General features: G+C 40.5%; 17 protein-coding genes. 9 read left to right on the top strand and 8 right to left on the bottom strand.

Annotation, left to right across the window (positions count from 1 at the left end; all coding sequences use genetic code 11):
• The first annotated feature begins 116 nt into the window (after positions 1 to 116).
• The 4 genes from J1G40_RS17490 (at position 117) to J1G40_RS17475 (ending at position 4,655) form a co-directional block, all read left to right on the top strand.
• Complete coding sequence (locus J1G40_RS17490; protein WP_265243958.1) at positions 117 to 1,568, top strand: serine hydrolase domain-containing protein; 1,452 nt, start codon at positions 117 to 119, stop codon at positions 1,566 to 1,568.
• Positions 1,569 to 1,592: 24 nt separating this feature from the next.
• Positions 1,593 to 2,354, top strand: a complete 762-nt coding sequence (locus J1G40_RS17485; protein WP_265243957.1) for an NYN domain-containing protein — start codon at positions 1,593 to 1,595, stop codon at positions 2,352 to 2,354.
• A 161-nt stretch (positions 2,355 to 2,515) separates the two neighbouring features.
• Positions 2,516 to 2,944, top strand: coding sequence for a hypothetical protein (locus J1G40_RS17480; protein ID WP_265243956.1), 429 nt, complete (start codon positions 2,516 to 2,518; stop codon positions 2,942 to 2,944).
• A gap of 91 nt (positions 2,945 to 3,035) precedes the next feature.
• Positions 3,036 to 4,655: an amidohydrolase gene (locus tag J1G40_RS17475; protein WP_265243955.1), complete on the top strand. Its 1,620-nt coding sequence runs from the start codon at positions 3,036 to 3,038 to the stop codon at positions 4,653 to 4,655.
• 87 nt (positions 4,656 to 4,742) lie between these two features.
• Here the strand turns inward: J1G40_RS17475 and J1G40_RS17470 are convergent, their stop codons facing one another.
• On the bottom strand, positions 4,743 to 5,291 hold the full coding sequence (locus J1G40_RS17470) for a DUF2911 domain-containing protein (protein ID WP_265243954.1): 549 nt from the start codon (positions 5,289 to 5,291) through the stop codon (positions 4,743 to 4,745).
• Between the two features lie 249 nt (positions 5,292 to 5,540).
• On the opposite strand from J1G40_RS17470, the gene asnB reads away from it, so the two are divergent.
• On the top strand, positions 5,541 to 7,214 hold the full coding sequence (gene asnB / locus J1G40_RS17465; protein ID WP_265243953.1) for an asparagine synthase B: 1,674 nt from the start codon (positions 5,541 to 5,543) through the stop codon (positions 7,212 to 7,214).
• A 162-nt stretch (positions 7,215 to 7,376) separates the two neighbouring features.
• On the opposite strand, the gene J1G40_RS17460 is transcribed toward asnB, so the two are convergent.
• Entirely contained in the window at positions 7,377 to 8,834 is a 1,458-nt protein-coding gene (locus J1G40_RS17460) for an SLC13 family permease (protein WP_265243952.1), read from the bottom strand.
• Positions 8,835 to 9,282: 448 nt separating this feature from the next.
• Here J1G40_RS17460 and gyrB point away from each other — a divergent pair, with 448 nt between their 5' ends.
• Together gyrB and J1G40_RS17450 are read left to right on the top strand one after the other, a co-directional pair.
• Positions 9,283 to 11,277 carry a DNA topoisomerase (ATP-hydrolyzing) subunit B gene (gyrB, locus tag J1G40_RS17455; RefSeq protein ID WP_265243951.1) on the top strand — a complete coding sequence of 665 codons (1,995 nt, stop codon included), beginning with the start codon at positions 9,283 to 9,285 and terminating at the stop codon, positions 11,275 to 11,277.
• A gap of 73 nt (positions 11,278 to 11,350) precedes the next feature.
• Entirely contained in the window at positions 11,351 to 12,355 is a 1,005-nt protein-coding gene (locus J1G40_RS17450) for a DUF6588 family protein (protein WP_265243950.1), read from the top strand.
• 343 nt (positions 12,356 to 12,698) lie between these two features.
• On the opposite strand, the gene J1G40_RS17445 is transcribed toward J1G40_RS17450, so the two are convergent.
• On the bottom strand, positions 12,699 to 13,070 hold the full coding sequence (locus tag J1G40_RS17445) for a hypothetical protein (RefSeq protein WP_265243949.1): 372 nt from the start codon (positions 13,068 to 13,070) through the stop codon (positions 12,699 to 12,701).
• A 299-nt stretch (positions 13,071 to 13,369) separates the two neighbouring features.
• Here J1G40_RS17445 and mdh point away from each other — a divergent pair, with 299 nt between their 5' ends.
• Together mdh and secDF are read left to right on the top strand one after the other, a co-directional pair.
• On the top strand, positions 13,370 to 14,296 hold the full coding sequence (mdh, locus tag J1G40_RS17440; RefSeq protein WP_265243948.1) for a malate dehydrogenase: 927 nt from the start codon (positions 13,370 to 13,372) through the stop codon (positions 14,294 to 14,296).
• A 176-nt stretch (positions 14,297 to 14,472) separates the two neighbouring features.
• On the top strand, positions 14,473 to 17,427 hold the full coding sequence (gene secDF / locus J1G40_RS17435; RefSeq protein WP_265243947.1) for a protein translocase subunit SecDF: 2,955 nt from the start codon (positions 14,473 to 14,475) through the stop codon (positions 17,425 to 17,427).
• A gap of 55 nt (positions 17,428 to 17,482) precedes the next feature.
• On the opposite strand, the gene J1G40_RS17430 is transcribed toward secDF, so the two are convergent.
• From J1G40_RS17430 to lgt, 5 genes are all read right to left on the bottom strand, one after another.
• Complete coding sequence (locus tag J1G40_RS17430) at positions 17,483 to 17,947, bottom strand: hypothetical protein (RefSeq protein ID WP_265243946.1); 465 nt, start codon at positions 17,945 to 17,947, stop codon at positions 17,483 to 17,485.
• Between the two features lie 3 nt (positions 17,948 to 17,950).
• On the bottom strand, positions 17,951 to 19,180 hold the full coding sequence (locus J1G40_RS17425; protein WP_265243945.1) for an ATP-binding cassette domain-containing protein: 1,230 nt from the start codon (positions 19,178 to 19,180) through the stop codon (positions 17,951 to 17,953).
• 213 nt (positions 19,181 to 19,393) lie between these two features.
• On the bottom strand, positions 19,394 to 19,918 hold the full coding sequence (locus J1G40_RS17420; protein WP_265243944.1) for a GNAT family N-acetyltransferase: 525 nt from the start codon (positions 19,916 to 19,918) through the stop codon (positions 19,394 to 19,396).
• Between the two features lie 163 nt (positions 19,919 to 20,081).
• A complete protein-coding gene (locus J1G40_RS17415) occupies positions 20,082 to 20,576 on the bottom strand; it encodes a DUF192 domain-containing protein (RefSeq protein ID WP_265243943.1) in 495 nt (164 codons plus the stop codon).
• Positions 20,577 to 20,604: 28 nt separating this feature from the next.
• Positions 20,605 to 21,570 (bottom strand): prolipoprotein diacylglyceryl transferase, encoded by a 966-nt coding sequence (gene lgt / locus J1G40_RS17410; protein WP_265243942.1) that lies wholly within the window; start codon positions 21,568 to 21,570, stop codon positions 20,605 to 20,607.
• Between the last annotated feature and the right edge of the window lie 186 nt (positions 21,571 to 21,756).

Raw genomic sequence — 21,756 nt, 5'->3', positions numbered from 1 at the left:
TTTCTGATACAAAAGGCGTTAGAGGAATTCTCTTCCTTAGGCCGCATTCCTGACCTAAAAATTGATTACATTGCTACATCTTCCATGCAGCATGCCATGGTCTAAAAATCAATTATATGATGAACAAGTTCCTAGGAATTCTAACTGTTTTACTTACAATTATTAATCTCGGTGCTCAGGAAAATAAAAAAGACTATAAAGATGCCTTTCAATTGGTAAATGTTTGGCTGGATGCCCAGAAAGATTTTGACCAGTTACCAGGGATTTCAGTAGCTGTTATCGAAGACCAGGAAATATTGTGGACAGCAGCTTTTGGAGCATCCAATAAGGAGGAATCCGTTGAAATGAAACCAAGTACTTTGTGTAGCATCTGCTCTATCTCCAAATTGTTTACCGCAGTGGCCATTATGAAATTGTACGATGAAGGCAAACTAAGGTTAGATGATAAGGTTGCTGATCTGTTGCCCACATATAATTTAACCCAGAAATTTAATGAAAGTGGCCCGGTAACTGTGCGGAGTCTGCTGACCCATTCTTCTGGTTTGCCACGGGAGGCAGATTACCCTTATTGGACAGGGCCAGATTTCCCATTTCCAACAAAAGACCAGATAAATGAAAAGCTAGGGGGGCAGGAAACTTTATACCCTGCATCCACCTATTTTCAATATAGTAATCTGGGGCTTACACTGCTAGGGCAGATAGTAGAAGAGGTAAGTGGTATGCCGTTCGAAGATTATGTACAACAAAATATTCTACAACCCTTAGACTTAAAAGATACCAGGCCAACGATGCCCAAAGAATTATATGGGAAACAATTGGCAAAAGGATATAGTGCTATTAACAGGAAAAGAGAAAGGAAACAAGTTGAGTTATTTGACGCCAATGGGATTACGCCGGCTGCTGGCTTTTCTTCAAATGTGACAGACCTTGCAAATTTTGCATCCTGGCAGTTTAGGTTAAGAAACCAGGCAGCTACGGAGATATTGAAACCGGCAACACTGAAATATATGCAACAGGTACACTGGACCAATCCTAATTGGAAAACTACCTGGGGCCTGGGTTTTGTCGTTTTTAAAGGAAGTAACGGAAATACCTGGGTGGGCCATGGAGGATCTTGTCCGGGATATCGCTCCGTGCTACAATTAGACCTGAAATCCAAAATGGCCTATGCCGTGATGATCAATGCTGGAGGCACCAATCCCGGGAGTTATTCCCGAGGAATACAAGCCATAATGGATAAAGTAAAGAAGACCTCCTCGAAGAAGGAAGGAGCGGAGGAAAGCATGGAGGTGAATCTTACAGAATACGTGGGCTATTTTAGCAATCAGCCCTGGTGGAGCGAAAAATATATTGGGGTTTGGGGAGATAAATTGGTTTCACTTAGCCTGCCTTCAAGGTCTCCTGGAGAATCCATGACCATGTATAAACATATAGAAGGGGATACATTCAGGCGCATCAGAGATAATAAGGAATTGGGTGAGACCATGGAATTTAAGCGCAATAAAGATGGCCAGATAAGTGCTTATATCACGCACACTAACGAGTATAAAAAAATAGAAGCTAATTAGCGGGTATTAATTTTAATTTACATTATGGATGTTAAACTAGCTGTGCTTATCGATGGAGATAATATTCCTTCAGCTTATGTTAAGGAAATGATGGAAGAGATTGCGAAATATGGCAATCCGACCATTAAGAGGATTTACGGAGACTGGACCAATCCCAGATTGGGCAAATGGAAAAATGTTCTGTTAGAGAACGCCATTACACCAATTCAGCAATACGGTTATACCTCAGGGAAGAACGCCACAGATTCAGCAATGATTATTGATGCCATGGATATTCTATATTCTGGTGATGTCAACGGATTCTGTTTGGTTTCGAGCGACAGTGATTTTACGCGTTTGGCCACCCGTTTACGGGAAGCGGGAATGCAGGTTTTTGGTATAGGGGAGAAAAAGACTCCAAATCCTTTTATAGTTGCCTGCGATAAATTTATCTATATAGAGATTCTAAAAAACCAGGCTTCCGGCGATAGTGCGGAAGATACGGAAGAACAGAAAAGCTCAAAAAGCGATGTAGACAAAATTACCAATAAGGAAATTCGACTTATTTCAACAACAATAGATGATTTGGCCGATGATGACGGATGGGCGTTCATGGGGGATGTGGGTAGCTTGTTACAGAAGAAGCAACCCAACTTTGATTCCCGTAACTACGGGTTTCAAAAATTAACCCCCCTGATCAATTCAGTCGGAAATTTTGAAATTGAAAGACGGGAAGACGCTAAAGGGAGAAGGAAACTGATTTATGTTAAGATTAAAGAAAAGCGGCAAAGGGGCCGTAAGAAGTAAGTTGGTACTGATCTGGAATTTAGGACTAAGAATATTCAAATTATTCTGTACATTTATAGATCAACCTAGAATGCCATCAGATCTAATATCATTTGCTTGCTATAAGCTTTAGAACTGAAAGAAAAATATTCGTATTATTTATTAATAACCAAGCTGAAAAGATGAAGATTAAAGAGACAAGATCATTAAAAAGAACTTTTTGGGCAACACTTGTTGCCATAGTTTTATTAACTGCAATCCCCCTGGAAGCCAATGTAAGTTCCAATCCGGATACACCCGCTGAATTAATTATGAAAAGGGCGAAATGGGCTGGTACTTGGGATTATACTGTTCAGGATGTTCCACCAGAGTATAGTAAAGGGGTGCTTCACGTTACCAAGAAAAAAAGAGTTCATATGGTGCAGTTAGAACTTCCCAATGGCACTTTGGATGGGGAAAACGTGGTGGTAAAAAAGAAAGAACTAAACTTTTCGATATCTATCGAAGGGCAGACTGTAGATGTGTCCTTGTCTATGGACGGTGATACTTTTTCTGGTGAAAGTAGTTCACCTGATGGGGTGTTCCCTTTGGAAGGCACAAGGAGAAAATAGTTAGTCTGGACTTATGGAGATCTAATGCCATCAACATTGAACCCGGTGTTGATGATTTGCCCCGACATTTTGTAATACTAACAAGAGTCAAATGAGAAAGTTGATTATATGTATCTCCTTGGTTTTTTTCGCATGTGAAATGACCAAGGACGAGGTAGACCTCATAGTGTTAAATGCTAACGTCTATACAGTGGATGGGGACTTCTCTAAGGCAGATGCCTTTGCAGTAAAAGGAGGCAAATTTATTGCGGTAGGAAACGCCACTGCTATTCGGGAGCAATATACTTCTAATCAGATAGTAGATGCGGAGGGCAAAACAATTATTCCCGGAATTATCGATGCTCATTGCCACTTTAATGGTCTGGGCTTAAATCAGACAGTGGTAGATCTGGTTGGGACAACAAGCTATGAGGAAGTGTTGGAAAGGGTGCTGCAATTTCATGAGGAAAACCCGTCAGAGTTTATACTTGGAAGAGGTTGGGATCAGAACGATTGGGAGGTTAAAGAATTTCCTACCAAAATAGAATTAGACACCCTCTTTCCCGAAATTCCGGTTGCTTTGAGAAGAGTAGATGGTCATGCATTACTGGTGAACCAGAAGGCGCTGGATCTGGCCGGAATAGATTGGCGAACCCAGGTTACCGGGGGTGAAATTGTCAGGAAAAGGGGAATAATAACCGGCGTGTTGGTCGATAGTCCGATGCAGTTTGTTACTGAGATTATTCCACCACCAGACAGGGCAGCTCAGATACGTGCCTTAAAGGCTGCTGAACAGATTTGTTTTGATAACGGATTAACCACTGTAAATGATGCAGGACTGGACAGATCTACCATTGAATTGATAGACAGCCTTCAAAATGTGGGAGAACTTTCCATAAGGGTATATGCTATGGTAAGCAATTCTCCTGAAAACCTGGATTATTATCTGGATAAGGGCATAATAAAAACAGACAAATTGCATGTCCGTTCAGTAAAAGTATATGGAGACGGAGCGTTGGGTTCCCGGGGTGCTGCCTTAAAAGCCCCTTACTCGGACCTGCCAGGACATTATGGAGCCATGGTGACCCCGGTTTCCGATATCGAGGCACTGGCAGAACGTATTGCTGCTTCGGAATATCAAATGAATACGCATGCTATCGGAGATTCTGCTAATGTGGTTGTGCTAAGGGCCTATCAAAAGGCTTTGGAAGGCAAGCCAGACCGCAGATGGAAAGTAGAACATGCGCAGGTAATTTCTGAGATCGACTTCAACTTTTTTAGTGAAAATATCATTCCTTCTATACAACCAACACATGCCACAAGTGATATGTATTGGGCAGATGAGAGATTGGGAGCTGAAAGGGTAAAAGGAGCCTATGCTTTTAAAAAATTATTGGAGGCCTCAGGGAAAGTAGCTTTGGGCACAGATTTCCCGGTAGAACAGGTGAGTCCGTTTTTAACATTTTATGCGGCCGTAGCCAGGAAGGATATTGAAGGATATCCTGAGGGCGGCTTTCAAATGCAAGACGCCTTATCAAGGGAAGAGACATTGAAAGGGATGACGATCTGGGCTGCATATTCAAATTTCGAAGAAAATGAAAAAGGAAGTATTGAGGTAGGTAAGCTTGCAGATTTTACTATTCTCAGCGATGACATTATGGTAGTTCCTGAAGAAGAAATCCCCAATATAGAAGCGGAGCATGTGTACATAGATGGGAGAATAGCTGAATAAAATAGTAGCGACATATATGGTTGCCAGACTATTTTAAACAAAAAAACCGAAGCTTTAGGCTTCGGTTTTTTTTACTTGTTTTGTCTTTTACATGTTCCCAAAGGTCATTGGAACGGCAACTCTTGTTGTTCCCCATCCCATTACCATATGTGCTCCGCCATCTGCTTCTTTAAAAGCAATGCTAAAAGCCTCCAGAGACTTTCCGTCGTTAGAAGCACTGGCTTTAACGCGGGCAACATCTGCAGATTTATCATAGGAATACGCTCCCCATTGATTTAATTTGCTGTTCAGAATTACGGTCCATTCCCCATCGCCCGGGATGGTAAATAAGGAATAGGTGCCCGCCTTTACAGGCGTGCCAGCAAGGTTGGCATCCTTATAAAATGTAATTTCTACCGCCTCGTTGGCTCCGGTTCTCCAAACTTTACCGGCAGGGGCTAATTCGGATAACGAACGTCCTTTTAATTGTGGTCGGCTGTAAGTGATTTTTACCATTTTGTCCGAAACCCTGTAACTGGTAGGGAAAGCGGCCATGTCTGCCGGACTCTTATCTAATCCGCCAAAATCCTGGGCAGTTAAATTAGTTGTAAAAACAAGGGCCAAGGCCAAAGTAGCTAGTGTCATTAATTTTTTCATAATATGGGTGTTTGTTTTTTGTAGGGTTAAAACTAGTTCGTTTTAAAATGTATCTCTTATAAAAAGTCGTTAAAATTTGCCCGACTTACAATACGCTGTTTTTAAGTATTAGAACAGCCTTAATTGATTATAATGTAATATTAATGCAGACTATATAATTACTATATGTAACTAAATAGGGCTTTTATGTTTATTATTTGAAAGTGTTGACGCATCTTTGACTTATAATTAATATAAAAAAATACCATTATGTGTGGCATTGTATGTGCTTTTGATCTAAAAGAAAGTGCCGAGGTTCTAAGGCCTCAGTTGTTAGAAATGTCTAAACAAGTTAGGCATAGAGGCCCGGATTGGAGCGGAATTTACGCTGATGATAAGGCTATATTGGCTCATGAAAGATTGGCTATTGTGGATCCTGCTTCAGGAAAGCAGCCTTTATTTAGCCCGGATAATAAATTGGTTCTTGCCGCAAACGGCGAAATATATAATCACAGCGAATTGAGGAAGCAATTTGAAGGATCCTATGCTTTTAAAACAGCATCGGATTGTGAAGTAATTCTTGCATTATACCAGGAGAAAGGTCCGGCATTTCTTGACGAGATGAATGGAATTTTTGGATTTGCCATTTATGATACGGAAAAGGACGAGTATTTTGTGGCCAGAGATCATATGGGTATTATCCCATTATACATCGGATGGGATAAGAACGGTACCTTCTATGTGGCTTCAGAATTAAAGGCCCTTGAGGGAACATGTACCAAGATAGAACTTTTTCCTCCGGGCCACTATCTGCACAGTAAGGACGGGGAGTTAAAAAGATGGTATACCCGGGATTGGATGGAGTATGATGCAGTTAAAGACAACGAGACCAGTATTCAGGAAATAAAGCAGGCATTAGAAGACGCGGTGCACAGGCAACTTATGTCCGACGTTCCTTATGGGGTACTGCTTTCGGGCGGATTAGATTCTTCTGTCACTTCGGCCATTGCCAAAAAATACTCTCAGAAACGGGTTGAATCCGGCGATACTAAAGACGCCTGGTGGCCGCAGTTACATTCCTTTTCTGTAGGTCTGGAGGGTTCTCCTGATTTGGCAGCCGCACAGAAAGTGGCAGATCATATTGGAACTGTACATCATGAAATTAAATTTACAATACAAGAGGGCTTAGATGCCATAAAAGACGTGATTTATAACCTGGAAACCTATGACATAACTACAATAAGGGCTTCTACGCCTATGTATCTTATGGCCAGGGTGATAAAATCTATGGGGATAAAAATGGTACTCTCAGGAGAAGGGGCCGATGAACTTTTTGGAGGTTATTTGTACTTCCATAAAGCACCGAACGACAAAGAGTTTCATGAGGAAACGGTGCGGAAACTGAAAAAACTTCATATGTACGACTGCCTCCGGGCTAATAAATCTTTAGCGGCCTGGGGAATAGAAGGCAGGGTACCCTTTTTAGATAAAGAATTTATGGACGTTGCTATGCGTATTAATCCTAAGGATAAAATGATTAATGGTGAGCGCATGGAGAAATGGGTGGTACGTAAAGCTTTTGAGGATATGTTACCCGAAAGTGTGGCATGGCGACAAAAAGAACAGTTTTCTGACGGGGTAGGATATAGCTGGATTGATACTTTAAAAGAATTGGTCGAAGCAGAAGTTACAGACGAGCAATTGGTTAATGCCAATTTCCGATTTCCCATACAGACCCCAACCACCAAGGAAGAGTATTATTATCGCACCATTTTTGAAGGACATTTTCCTTCGGATGCAGCTGCCAAGAGTGTTCCTCAGGAACCTTCTGTGGCTTGCAGCACCAAGATTGCCCTGGAATGGGATGAGGCCTTTAAGAACATGAACGACCCCTCAGGCAGGGCAGTGGCCATGGTGCACGATGATGCCTATGTAAAATCGTAATAAGAGTTTCTGTTTTCCTTCTTAATTAGAAAGAAGGGTATTTTTTTAGTTTAATTAGTCGAATTGAGCACCGTGTAAAAACGGTGCTTTTTTTATGGTGTCCGGCATTGGTAAACCTGGCCAGGAACGCCCCACAAAATTAAAAGGCAGCCCTTCCTGAAATCAGCTTACCTGGTATAAGTATGTAAATACAAGAATAATTGCAGCCGTAATTATTAAAGGGCCGATGACCCCAAAAACCACCCCCGCAAACCTAAAATCCTTTTGATCTAATTTTCCGGTACTATAGGCAATTGCATTAGGCGGGGTAGATATGGGCAGGAACAAGGCTGTTGAAGCACTGAAACCAATTACCAGCGGCAGAACAATAGGATTATTAAAAGTAAGGATGATGCTGATTGGAATAAGTATGGTAGCCGTTGCGGTATTGCTCATGATGTTAGACATAACCACCGTTAAAAAACCAAAGAACAAGACCAACATATAGAAATTTAGATTAAACTGTTCTATCTTTTCCACATAATGGTTGGCGAGTCCGGTTTCCTTTATAGCCAGCCCTAAAGCTAGACCGCCCGCCACCAGCATCAGGGTGTCCCATGGAAGCTTCCGTACATCTTCTCCGTTGATAATTCCGGTCATGGTAAGCAAAATAATTGGTAGTAGTGATACCACTGAGGCAGGTATACCGTGGGCCTTTTCTGTTAGCCAGAGCAATAGCGTAATAAACAAAACCCCTACAACTATCCTCTTCTTTATTTTTTGAAACTTATAGGAAGGCGCAGTTTTATCAACAATATCCTCTTCTAATGCTATCACCATATTTTTTTTTCTTGGGATATATTTTGTGGTGAGCATCAACCAGAAGATTACAGTCAGAATAATGGCCAAAGGAAACCCTACCATCATCCATTCCAGGAATCCTATTGCTATGCCATGATTATTTAGTGCCTCCACAGCAATTGCATTGGGGGGTGAACCAATAAGCGTGCCCATACCACCAAAGGAGGCAGCCGTTGCGATACCTACTAAAATGGCTTTTGAGAACGGACTGTCTTTGTCCAGGGTATTTATAAATGGCAAGACAGAGGCTATCATCATAGCTGAGGTTGCCGTATTCGACATGATCATTGAAAATAAGGCAGTGGTTAGCATCAGGCCTAAAAGAATAAACTTAGGGGAACTGCCAAACCTGGTAACGGCTAGTTTAAAAACCAAACGATCCAATTTGGTTTTACTCATAGCTTCGGCCATAAAAAAGCCACCGAGCATAAGCCAGATAACACTGCTAGACCAGGAATTTATGTATTCTATGTAATAGTCTTTCACATTCGCAGGATCTATCTGGGAGTAATAACTGTTCATGGAAAAAATTAAAAATCCAAACACCAGTAAGCCCACTGCAAAGGGAGGTATGGCCTCGGTAATCCAAAGTCCGACGGCAAGAAATAAGAGAAAAAGCACATAAACTTGTGCCTGATCCATAGCGGGTTCATAGAGATAATATGTAAGCCCGAATGAAACAATAACACTTAATAGAAAGTAAATGATTTTGCTCTGAACGTCTACCACTTTTTGAAACTGGGACATTAGTTTTAGTGATACACCTCTGGAATCTGCCATGGTAACAAAATAATAAATTTATGCTGCAAATGTAGGTCCTAGTACTTGGTTAAAACAGAACAAAAGTCATATTCTTTTGTAAAAACCCCCTGGAGTGTGCAGATTTTAAAATATAGATCTGACTACAGAAAGATTGCTCAGGTTTACTAAATAACAAGTACGGGATTAAGGGGAACTTCCCGGGCTGAAAATTAAGCTACTGCCTTCTGAATCAGCAGCTATTTTTGCCCGATTTCAAAGGCGAAATAATAGGAAAAGAGACTCGAAAATTGATTCCTTGAATAGAAATATCAAAAATTGTCAAATCAGGGTAAAATTCCATCTAATTTTTCCACAAATTATGTTAATAACTTAAATGCTAAAAAAGTGCTAAAACCCTATATTCTATGGGGTATTGCTTATATTTGCTCGATTGCAAAAACACAAGTAAATACAAGCGTTTAATTCTATGAGCGAAGAAGCTAAAAAAGACGAGGAAGCAAACAAGGAAGAAGGGCTAAATACCCCGGTGGAAGGACAGAATAAAAAGTACTCCGCAGACAGTATTCAGGCCCTTGAAGGGATGGAACATGTGCGGATGAGACCTTCCATGTATATAGGTGATGTGGGTGTTCGCGGATTACACCATTTGGTCTATGAAGTAGTGGATAACTCTATAGATGAGGCCATGGGCGGGCATTGTGACACTATAAGTGTCGTTATTAATGAAGATAATTCTATTACCACCAGAGATAACGGTAGGGGAATTCCTGTTGATATCCATAAAAAAGAAGGCGTTTCCGCTCTTGAGGTAGTAATGACGAAGATTGGTGCTGGTGGAAAGTTTGATAAGGATTCTTATAAAGTTTCCGGTGGTCTGCATGGGGTAGGGGTTTCTGTTGTAAATGCACTATCCGATCATCTGCGTGCAACGGTGCATAGAGATGGAAAAATTTGGGAGCAGGAATATGAAAGAGGAAAATCGCTCTATCCTGTCAAAAGTATCGGAGAAACTACCGAAAGGGGAACCATAGTTACTTTCCATCCGGATAATACTATTTTTTCACAAACCATAGAGTATAGTTACGAAACCCTTGCCAATAGAATGCGCGAGCTCTCCTATCTGAATAAAGGAGTTACTATTTCTATAACAGACAGGCGTCAGAAAGACGATAAAGGAGAATTTGTAACAGAGACTTTTTATTCCGATGAAGGTCTGAAAGAGTTTGTCCGCTTTTTGGATGGTACCAGGGAAGCGCTTATTCAGAGTGTTATTTCTATGGAAGGTCAGAAGAATGACATTCCGGTAGAAGTGGCCATGATATATAACAATAGCTATACGGAAAATTTACATTCGTATGTAAATAATATCAACACCCATGAAGGGGGTACACACCTATCTGGATTCAGAAGAGGCCTGACAACCACCTTGAAGAAATACGCGGATGCTTCGGGGATGTTAGATAAGTTAAAGTTCGAAGTACAGGGAGACGACTTCAGGGAAGGCTTAACAGCTATAGTTTCGGTAAAGGTTGCAGAACCTCAGTTTGAGGGGCAGACCAAAACAAAATTGGGCAACAGAGAGGTTTCTTCGGCAGTTAGCCAGGCGGTATCAGAAATGCTTACCAACTACCTTGAAGAGCATCCGGATGATGCCAAGACTATAGTGCAAAAGGTAATCCTTGCCGCACAAGCAAGACATGCTGCCAGCAAGGCCAGAGAGATGGTGCAGCGAAAGAATGTTATGAGCGGTAGCGGACTTCCTGGAAAGCTTACCGATTGTTCGGAACAGGACCCCGCAAAGTGCGAGTTGTTTCTGGTTGAGGGTGATTCTGCAGGGGGAACTGCTAAAATGGGAAGAGATAGAAATTTCCAGGCGATACTTCCTCTCAGGGGTAAAATATTAAACGTTGAAAAGGCCATGCAACATAAGGTTTTTGAGAACGAAGAAATTAAAAATATGTACACGGCTCTCGGAGTAACCATAGGAACCGAGGAGGACAGTAAGGCCCTTAACCTGGAAAAACTACGCTACCACAAGGTGGTTATTATGTGTGATGCGGATGTGGACGGTAGCCATATTGAAACCCTGATCCTTACTTTTTTCTTCCGCTATATGCGAGAATTGATAGAAAGTGGACATGTATATATCGCTACACCCCCACTTTATCTTGTGAAAAAGGGATCCAAGAAACGTTATGCCTGGTCAGATAAGGAACGCGATGAAATTGCTCAAAGCTATAGCGGAGGAGTAAGTATTCAGCGATACAAAGGACTTGGGGAAATGAATGCTGAACAGTTATGGGATACCACTATGAATCCCGAATTCAGGACATTGAGGCAAATTACCATAGATAATGCCACTGAAACAGATAGGGTATTCTCAATGCTTATGGGAGATGAAGTACCTCCCAGAAGGGATTTTATCGAGAAAAATGCTGTTTATGCCAACATTGATGTATAAGAAATAGCACTTTCACAACAAAAATTCGTCCCGCACTGCGGGACGAATTAGTTTTGGGGAAAAATCTTACAAAATGAAAGCTATTCTTCTCTTTGTAGCGTTGACCTGTACTTTAATGGTTAACTCACAATCTAATATCAACGAAATACTAGCTGCCGGTCTGGACGACGCGGAAAGATTCACCAATGATTACCTCAGCCCTTTATCTGAAGGTGCTATATATAGTATGTCTGGTAGTTGGTACAATACTGCAGATGCAAAGCCTTTAGGGGGTTTCGAGATTGCTATTATTGGTAATATGGCTTCCTTTAAAAATAAGGATGATAAATTGAGTTTTGAAATGAATACGGCAGACTACCAAAACCTCAGGTTTGTAGACGGTAGTAGCTCTAAAACAGTAGCAACAGCTTTAGGTGATCTGGAAGGTATAAGGGTCTTTGTTGAAGATGAAAATGGCCTGTTTCGTGAAGAGTTCGAATTACCAACGGGCCTGGCTTCAGAAAACATAAACTTTATACCTTCTGCTTATTTACAGGCAAGTGTAGGGATTATTAAAGGCACTGAAATAAAAGCAAGATTTCTTCCCAAAATAAATACGGACGACGTTGCTATAGGATTATACGGGTTGGGGATACAGCACGAATTTACCAAACACCTTCCCGCCGATAAACTTTTGCCAGTGGCCATTTCCGCAGTTATTGGATATACGCATTTAGATGGGACGTACGACTTTACTAATACCAGTATTATTGATGGAGATAACCAGCGTATTGATGCAAAGATGGATAGCTGGATTTTTCAGGCCGTGGTTTCTACCAGATTACCTGTAATTAATTTTTATGGTGGTTTAGGCTACCTGAGTGGGAAGTCGGAAACCAATATTCTGGGAACCTATATAGTAACTGGCGGACCTATTCAACAGACCTATACAGATCCCTTTTCAATTGACGAAACAGCTAGTGGTGTAATAGCCAATGTAGGTGCTAAACTCAAGCTCGGATTCTTCAGGCTGCATGCAGATTATTCACTTGGAGAGTTCAATAACCTTTCTGTTGGTCTAAACTTTGGCTTTAGGTAGACCAGCCGCATCAGCAAAACAAACCCCATAAAAAGATCGTCATTGTCTATTTTTTATGAGATTGCCACGTCTCCCACCTATGGTGGGATCCTCGTAATGACGAGTATCAACATAAATAGTATATAGAAATACGTCATTGCGAGCTCCGTTAAGAACGGAGCGAAGCAATCTCGCCAAGCTGCCATATACTGTAAAACACAACAATCCCTTATAAAGAAGGAATCTGCTATAATGTCCTGCTGATTAGTGAAAAGTCTCTAATACCAGTTCTTGTATCAAATAAAAAAAGCAGCCTTTATATCAAAGGCTGCTTTCATAACTATATGGAAAAAATTAAGGGGACTTACTCTCTTTGGGCCAGGACATTCCCCTGGCTGTCTTCCAACAACTCTCGATCGGAAGAGGTATTCATGCTTACTATATTGTCTGACATGTCTGTACCGGGATACGAAATTGTATATTGATCTTCGTTCCGTTCCCAACTGAAATCGGTTATAAATTCTAGTTGATTGCCATTGTACCTGTGATAACGACCTAAATAAGCATCATTAAATATCCATTCCTGACGAATGGTTTGCTTACTGGTCTCACTTGTGTTTTGGACTTCAATTTTGTACCATATACCAATTACTGGATCATTATTTTCCGGTATTCGTGTACAGTTGCTGGCAAAAACAATTGCTATAATTGCCATAAATGAAAAAAGCTTTTTCATTTGTAGGTTAATTTTTAGGATTTGGGTATGGTGATAACGTCCGTAATGCTTACTCTATTGTCAAAACTCGACGAATAACACAATTATTACACGATCTTCGATAAACGGCTTATTTCTTTAACATATAAAACGGCATAGAGCATTCTTAGATCCCAAGTTTCCCCAATAAATTAATTAAGAGTAAAGGCTGCAAACGCTGTTAAATTTGCCTAAAATAACCTATTTTTGAAGCCCCGAATGGGAGGTGTTATCGATTAAAATAAGTAGTTACTAATTGGAAAATTTAAAACATTAAATAGATGAAAGTTACAGTAGTTGGTGCAGGTGCCGTGGGCGCCAGTTGTGCAGAGTATATAGCAATAAAAGATTTTGCTTCTGAGGTGGTATTACTAGATATTAAAGAAGGTTATGCCGAAGGGAAGGCAATGGACCTGATGCAAACCGCATCTTTAAATGGCTTTGATACCAAAATTACTGGAACTACCGGGGATTATTCTAAAACGGCGAATAGCGACATTGCTGTGGTTACTTCGGGTATTCCAAGAAAACCAGGAATGACAAGAGAAGAACTAATAGGCATAAATGCAGGAATAGTGAAAAGCGTTTGTTCCAGCCTTGTTGAGCATTCTCCAAATGTGATTCTTATTGTTGTAAGTAACCCTATGGACACCATGACCTATCTGGCTCATAAGACCATAGATCTTCCAAAAAATAAGATAATTGGTATGGGTGGAGCCTTGGATAGTGCCCGTTTTAAGTACCGACTTGCAGAAGCCCTGGAAGCACCAATTTCTGATGTGGACGGTATGGTAATTGGCGGTCATAGTGATAAAGGAATGGTGCCACTTACGGCGCACGCAACGAGAAATAGTGTTAAAGTTTCGGAATTCCTTTCAACGGAACGTCTGCAACAAGTAGCGGAAGATACCAAAGTAGGGGGAGCTACCCTTACAAAACTTCTGGGCACAAGTGCCTGGTATGCTCCAGGTGCAGCTGTTTCAGGATTGGTACAGGCAATAGCATGTGATCAAAAGAAAATGTTCCCCTGCTCTACATTATTGGAAGGGGAATACGGCCTCAACGACCTCTGTATTGGGGTGCCTGTAATTCTTGGTAAAAACGGGATTGAACAAATAGTTGAAATTGAACTTAGTGATGCAGAAAAAGCCAAAATGCAGGAAAGTGCTGAGGGGGTTTCAAAGACTAATGGCTTACTGGAAGTTTAAATAAATAATAGACTCCTCGTTCTAAAATGAGTTTTCAGGGCATTTCGATTCAATCGGAATGCCCTTTTTGATGTGTTACAAATACCCGAAATTAATTGTCAGTTCCTCTTGGAAATAATATATTTGCACGCTGTTTGCAAATCCAAGAGTAATTCAAAAACAAATTCAACTAACTCATGCAGAATAAAGGACTTATAAAGCTTTTTGCCTTCCTGTTCGGGATTGTCAGTATTTATCAACTGTCTTATACTTTCATTACGAGCAAAATAGAAAATGAAGCTGAGGTTTATGCCGCAACCACCATTTCTTCTTCGGAAGAGGACTATGTAGCCAAGAGAGAAGCACTAGAAGCGACTTATCTGGACTCCATTGGCAAGAACCCAATTCTGGGTTATACCACCTATGAAGAAGCTAAGGAAGAGGAGTTAAACAAGGGATTAGACCTTAAAGGAGGTATTAATGTAACCCTGCAAATATCGGTTAAAGATATTTTGAAAGGGCTCGCAGACAACACTAAAAACCCTGTTTTTAATAAGGCTCTGGAAGATGCTGATTTGGCTTCAACCAGTAGTGATGATACCTATCTGGAATTATTTTTTGATGCTTTTGATCAGATTAAAGGAGATGTACAACTTGCTTCTCCGGATATTTTTGCAAACAAAGGTTTAAGTGATGAAATAAATTTTCAAATGACCGATGATGAGGTTAAACCCATCATTAGAAGAAAAATAGACGAGTCTGTTGTCTCTGCCTTTGAAGTACTTAGAGAACGTATAGATGGCTTCGGTGTAACACAACCCAATATTCAGCGTGAAGGTAATTCCGGACGTATTTTAGTAGAGCTGCCTGGTGCCAGAGATATTGCCAGAGCTCAGGATCTGCTTTCAAGTACAGCTCAGTTAGAATTCTGGGAAACCTATGAATCTGGTAATCAAAGTTTGATCAATTTCCTGATACAGGCTAATAATGAACTTAAGACCATTGTTGAAGATCAGGAGGAAGAAGAAGTAAAAGAAGAGTCGGAGATAGATTCCTTATTGTCCGATGTTGCTCAGGATTCTTTAGATCTCTCTACCGAGAGGAATCCTTTGATAGACAAATTGCAAATCCCTGGTCCAAACTATGCCATTGGCGTAGCCGCGGTTAAGGATACCGCCCAAATAGGGGCCTGGTTAAGATTACCTCAAATACGACGACTTTTGCCGGCCGATGTTCAATTCTCAAAATTTCTTTGGGAACGCCCTTCTAAAGATTCTGAGGTAGCTGCCCTTTATGCTTTAAAATCTAACCGGGATAATTTGCCGAGGATCAGCGGAGATGTCGTAAGCGATGCAAGAGATCAGTTTGACCAGTTCAACAGACCAGCCGTTGGAATGGATATGAACGTTAGAGGAGCAAAACTATGGGAAAAGTTAACCAGTGAGGCCAACCTTAACAATACCGGTATTGCCATTGTTCTGGACAATAAAGTGTATACCGCTCCTGGGGTTTCTCAGGTAGGAGGTATATCTGGTGGAAGCTCGGAAATCACCGGAAGCTTTACTGTAAATGAAACAAAAGATATAGCGAACGTACTACGAGCAGGTAAATTACCTGCCTCTGCAGAGATTATAGATTCCTTTGTGGTAGGACCTTCATTGGGGCAAGAAGCCATCGACAGCGGGTTTAAATCGTTCCTGATCGCCTTTGTATTTGTACTGATTTGGATGATATTCTACTATGGCAAGGCAGGAATATTTGCAGATATCGCACTGATCTTTAACATCGTGCTGATTTTCGGGGTTCTGGCAAGTCTTGATGCTGTTCTTACATTACCTGGTATTGCCGGTATTGTACTGACAATTGGTATGTCTGTAGATGCTAACGTACTGATCTTTGAACGTATTAAAGAAGAAATAGCAAAAGGAAAAGGTAAGAGCCAGGCAATTTCTGATGGCTTTAGTAACGCCCTTTCCTCAATTCTGGATGCCAATATTACCACTGGGTTAACGGCCCTTATATTATTGGTATTTGGTTCCGGACCAATTAAAGGTTTTGCTACGACATTAATCATAGGTATTCTGACCTCATTGTTCACGGCTATTTTTATCACCAGATTATTGGTAGATTGGTATATATCTGGAAAAACCAGACGCCTGGATTTCTCTACATCTATTACCAAAAACCTGTTTACCAACCTGAGCATTAACTTCCTTAATAAAAGAAAGATTGCCTATGTCTTGTCGGCTATTTTGGTCAGTGTTGGACTATTTTCATTATTTACACAGGGACTGGATCAGGGTGTGGATTTTGTCGGAGGGCGAAATTATCAGATACGATTTGTCAACCCGGTGAATCCGTCAGAAATATCATCAGAATTATCAGAGTCTCTTGGAAGTGCCAGTGCCAAAATTTTTGGGGATGCCAACCAGATCATGGTGACTACCAAATACAAAGTTGCTGAAGGAGGCACAGAAGTTGATAATGAGATACTGGACAGTCTTTATGTTAATCTGCAAAAATATTTACCCGATGGCACTACTATGAACGACTTCATCCCGGGAGGTACAAATGACAATGTTGGGGTGATGAAATACCGTAAAGTAGGCCCGACGATTGCAGATGATATTAAAAAGAATGCATTATGGGCTATTATTGGTTCTCTTGCGGTAGTCTTCTTATATATACTGTTGCGATTCCGAAAATGGCAATTCTCTTTAGGTGCTGTAACCGCTGTTTTTCATGATGTACTGATCGTATTGGGTATCTTTTCATTAACCAGTAAGATTATGCCATTTAGCATGGAAATAGATCAGGCCTTTATTGCAGCCATACTTACAGTAATAGGATATTCCCTGAATGATACCGTGGTAGTGTTCGACAGAATCAGGGAGATTGTTAGCGAAAAGGGTTGGCGTGCAGGTAATAACATTAACCTGGCTTTGAACAGTACTTTGAGTAGAACGTTAAATACATCCCTTACCACATTGGTGGTATTGCTGGCGATTTTTACTTTTGGAGGAGAGTCTCTCAGAGGCTTTATGTTCGCGATGATCGTTGGTGTAATTGTAGGTACTTACTCTTCGGTATTTATCGCAACACCAGTCATGTTCGATTCGCTTAGAAAAAGGATAATGAACGAGAAGGAATAGAATTAAATAATCTCAAAAAAGCCGCTTAATTTCAATGTTGATTTAAGCGGTTTTTTTATGTCATAATAATAGAAATTGCAGTGGCCAGAATGCTTCCTATAATACCAAAGGGAAGGCCGCGAACAAACCCAATAAAATGAGGTTTTATAGTGGTGTAATACTCCGTATCCGGAAGATTCAAGAACTTTGGATGCCACTTTACTATCAGGAAGTAATCTATAATTATAAGATCAAAGAGATGTATAAAAAAGAAGATCCCAAAGGCATTCAAAAATAATGCTATTGAAGTTGGGTTATCCATATAGTACAGTCCCAGTCTGTTGTTACCCCAAAGAAGAATACCCAATAGTAAAACAATGAAAATAAACACACTGCTTACCGCTTTCCAATTCCACTTTTTTTGAAATCTCCCCGCTTCATCCCGCAGGTATTTTACCCATCCACTGATGGCAAATAAGGCCAGGAAGCATGTGAACAAGCCACTACCTATTGCACCAACAATGAGCATGTTTTCTATCATGATTTATTCTTGTCGTTTTCCTGTAGAGCCCCTTTTTCCCGGAAGTAACTCATATACAAGATTTGCATTTAAACCAGCTTCTTCTCTATGGGAAACAAAGATGATACTGGTATCGCTTTCACTGGCAATTTTGTTGACCAGAGCAACAAACAAAGCCGCACTCTTATCGTCTAAGCCTGCTGTAGGTTCATCCAGAATTAATAGTAATGGATGTTTAATCATAGCCCTGATACACATTATTAGTCTTTGCTGCCCCATTGAAAGGTCGTGAAAGTAGGTGTGCCGTAATTTTTCCATGCCGATGAGCTGTAGCCATTGTTTTGCAATTCTGATCTGAATTTCGGAAGGTTGTACATAAAGCCCGATAGAATCTGTAAGGCCGGAAATGAGCATATTTTCCAGACTGTGATAGCCTTTAAACCTATCGATCATGGCCGGAGTAAAATATCCAATCTTGGTTTTAATCTCCCATATACTTTCGCCACTTCCTTTTTTCTTGCCAAAAAGAAACAACTCCTGGCCATAGCCTTTAGGATTGTCCCCGGTAATCATTGAAAGTAGTGTGGTTTTGCCACTGCCGTTTTTGCCTTTTAGTTGCCAGAATTCTCCCTTACAGATTACCCAATTGATGTTGTCTAGAACGGGCATGCCCTCATAGTTTACCGTTATACCCTTAAACTTAATAAGTTCTTCACCACTATGGTTAATGGCACTTAAAGGAGCAGGAAGTTCATCTCCAAAGAAGGTCTCCTCCACGCTTTGGATGTCGTAACTTTTGGCTAGCAAGCGTTTGTCCTCTAGCATATAGTATTCCTTAATAAAGGGTAACAAATCCTTTTTTCGACTAATAATCTGTAGCATGGTGGTCTTCTTCGACATCAAGGAAAGTTGTTGTTTAAGGTCATCAACTGAGCCTACATCCAGATTGTCAAAGGGGTTGTCTAAAATCAGAAATTCGGGGCTGCTGTTTTTAATGTGACCTAATAATGCCTTTTTTCTTTCACCACTGCTCATAGAGCGAAGGCTTTGTTTTGAATGTTTTGTGAGGACCTTTTGGTCGTGCAGTACTTCTTCTTCAATGTATTTATCAAGCGCAAGTTTAGAAAACAGGGCGCCTTGCTGTCCTTTTAGATCTTCAAAAGGATTTGAGACCGGGCCCTCTAAAATACGCTCAATTAAACCCTGCTTGTCAGAATCATTGTTAATAAATATGGCCCTGTGTTTTTTAATCATTTTTTACATCGAATGTGTTGCTAAAATAGAGTATTCATTTAGAATTTGTTCTTTGCGCAGTACAAAGCCTGTTGTGAGCTACAATATTTTCACTACCTACAGACCTGAGTTAGATTATATGAACGCAGATGAGCATGTACCGATATAACAGCTTGAAATTTAATGCCACATACCCTTGTATGCCTCCGCACTTCTTTAAAATAAATAGGCCTGCTACTTGCTCTTAACTCGGAAGATTTCTACCGGATTGTTTTTATAGACAGTTCTTTTATCCAATATCATTCCGTTGTTTCTGGCCACTTTCTTAGAAGGGAGATTGTCTACATGGATAATGGAAATAAGAGATGTACTCAACTTATGTTCAAAGGCATATTCCCGGCATTTGATGGCCGCTTCGGAGGCATAACCATTTTTCCAGTATTCAGGAAGTATAGAATATCCAATTTCCAATTCTTCTACCTCGTCAACGCTTTGTATTAACAGACCACAGATACCAATAAATTGGTTGGTGTCTTTTTTAATCAGGGCATTCATGCCTCCGAGATTCTTTTCATACCTGTCAAATAAGCGTTGAAACTGCTCCGTACAGGCCTGGAAAGGATCCTTTGGTATACCTTCCCAATATTGAGTGCTTCTAGGGTCCTGGTGAAATGGTAACCATGTTTCAAAATCGGAAGGTACTATCTTCCGAAAAGACAGTCGCTCTGTCTCTGCCCCCACAAGTAATAATTTCCCCATGACTAACTATAAAAGATTCTTTAGTTGCTGTTTAACCATTTCTATGTCTTTTTCCATAAACTGAGCCCGAATTGTTTTTTAATGGCCCTTCAAAAAGGGTAGCAGATAGCGAATGCCCTTTGTTAGTGTCAATTATAATCTTCAGGGCAATCACTTTTAGAAGTTAGTTTTTGCTGTACTCGATTCTATCGCCTTGCTTTACATCCCATTGATCTGTAAGCCCTGCGTTGACCTCCAGAACGTATTGAGCAGGTGCCGTGGAAGGTAGTCCGGATTCATCAAAAGGTTGGGCATTTTTTTGTATGCTAACAATACGCTTCTCCCTGTCTATATATATAATGTCTAAAGGAATTTTGGTGTTCTTCATATAAAATGAACGCATGGCTTCCTCTGGAAAAATAAACAACATGCCCTGATTGGCATCCATGGACTCCCTGTACATTAAGCCGGTTTGGGTCTCGTAATCAGAGTTGGCGATTTCAATACTGAGTTTGGTGGTCAGCGAATCTGTTTTACCATTATAGATACTTAACTCACCCTCTTTAGTGAATGTTACAGGGGTGGTTGTAACTACTTTTTTTTTGGTTTCTTTGCAAGCGCTAAAAGAGATAATAAACCCGAGAAGTAAGATCAATACCGATCTGTTGCCTATATTCATTTTATGTATTCTAAACGCTGAACTTCTATTAGCTGGTGGTGACCTTGTTAGATTTGAAAATAAAATACAACCCGATGAAAATAAACGGGATGCTCAGCCACTGACCAGTGGAAAGGACACCCAATGAATCTTCAAACCCACCCTGGCTTTTCTTCACAAATTCTACAAAGAAACGAACGGTCCAAAGCATGACCAAAAAGAGGCCAAATAAGAATCCTGGTTTGTTTTTCTTATCTGTTTTCCAATAAAAATAGTAGAGTATCAGAAAGACAAAAATATAGCAAAACCCTTCATACAATTGTGCCGGATGCCTATAAGGAATAGCCTGAAGGTACTCAGCAAATTTAGGATTAGATTCTATAGCTGCATATGCCGCATTGACAGACCTTTCATTGGTCACCCTTAAGGCTTCAGAGGCGGGCATATCATCGGAATCCCTTACAAACCTTGTCGCAAATAGAAATGCCTTATCTGTGACTTTACCATTGATCTCCGAATTAAAGAAATTCCCCAATCTAACACAAAATGCTCCCAATGCAACAGGGATAACTACTCTGTCCAGGAGCCATAGTATCTTCATGTCTTTATATTTCCTGCTGAGTAAATACATTCCTATAATTACACCAATTGCTGCCCCATGACTTGCCAAACCAGTAAAACCGGTAAATTCATAACCATTGATTAATCCGAAAAGAGATCCGCCACTGCTCTCCCTGATGGGAAGTAAGATTTCGGCCAAATGATTTTTATAATACGGCCAATCGTAAAAAAATACATGGCCCAATCGAGCACCAAGCATTGTGGCTAAAACAGTATAAATGAAAAGGGAATCCAATTTTTCTATAGATTTCTTTTCATTCTGGAATATCTTTTTCATCAGGAACCAGCCAACAGCAAAAGCTATTATCCAAAGCAGGTTATAATATTTGATCTGAATGAATCCAATATTGAAAAGTGTCTCGTTAGGATTCCAGGTAATACCTAAAAAATACATACTGTTTTTTTTGTTGGGCTAAGATAGTTATTTAGTAGAAAGTACTTCGCAATTCGTATTTGAAATTGAAACAAGAGGGTAACATTTGTGTTTAATTTAAGGAACCGGATCATAGCCTTTACCTCCCCAGGGCGCTGGAGCGTAAAGAAAATGTACGGGGTACATTTTTAGTGAACAGGCGAGATG

The sequence above is a fragment of the Muriicola sp. Z0-33 genome (assembly GCF_026126425.1).
GTDB lineage: Bacteria > Bacteroidota > Bacteroidia > Flavobacteriales > Flavobacteriaceae > JAFMPW01.
Note: the sequence above shows the minus strand (reverse complement) of the source record. Positions and strands in the feature narration are given on the sequence as shown.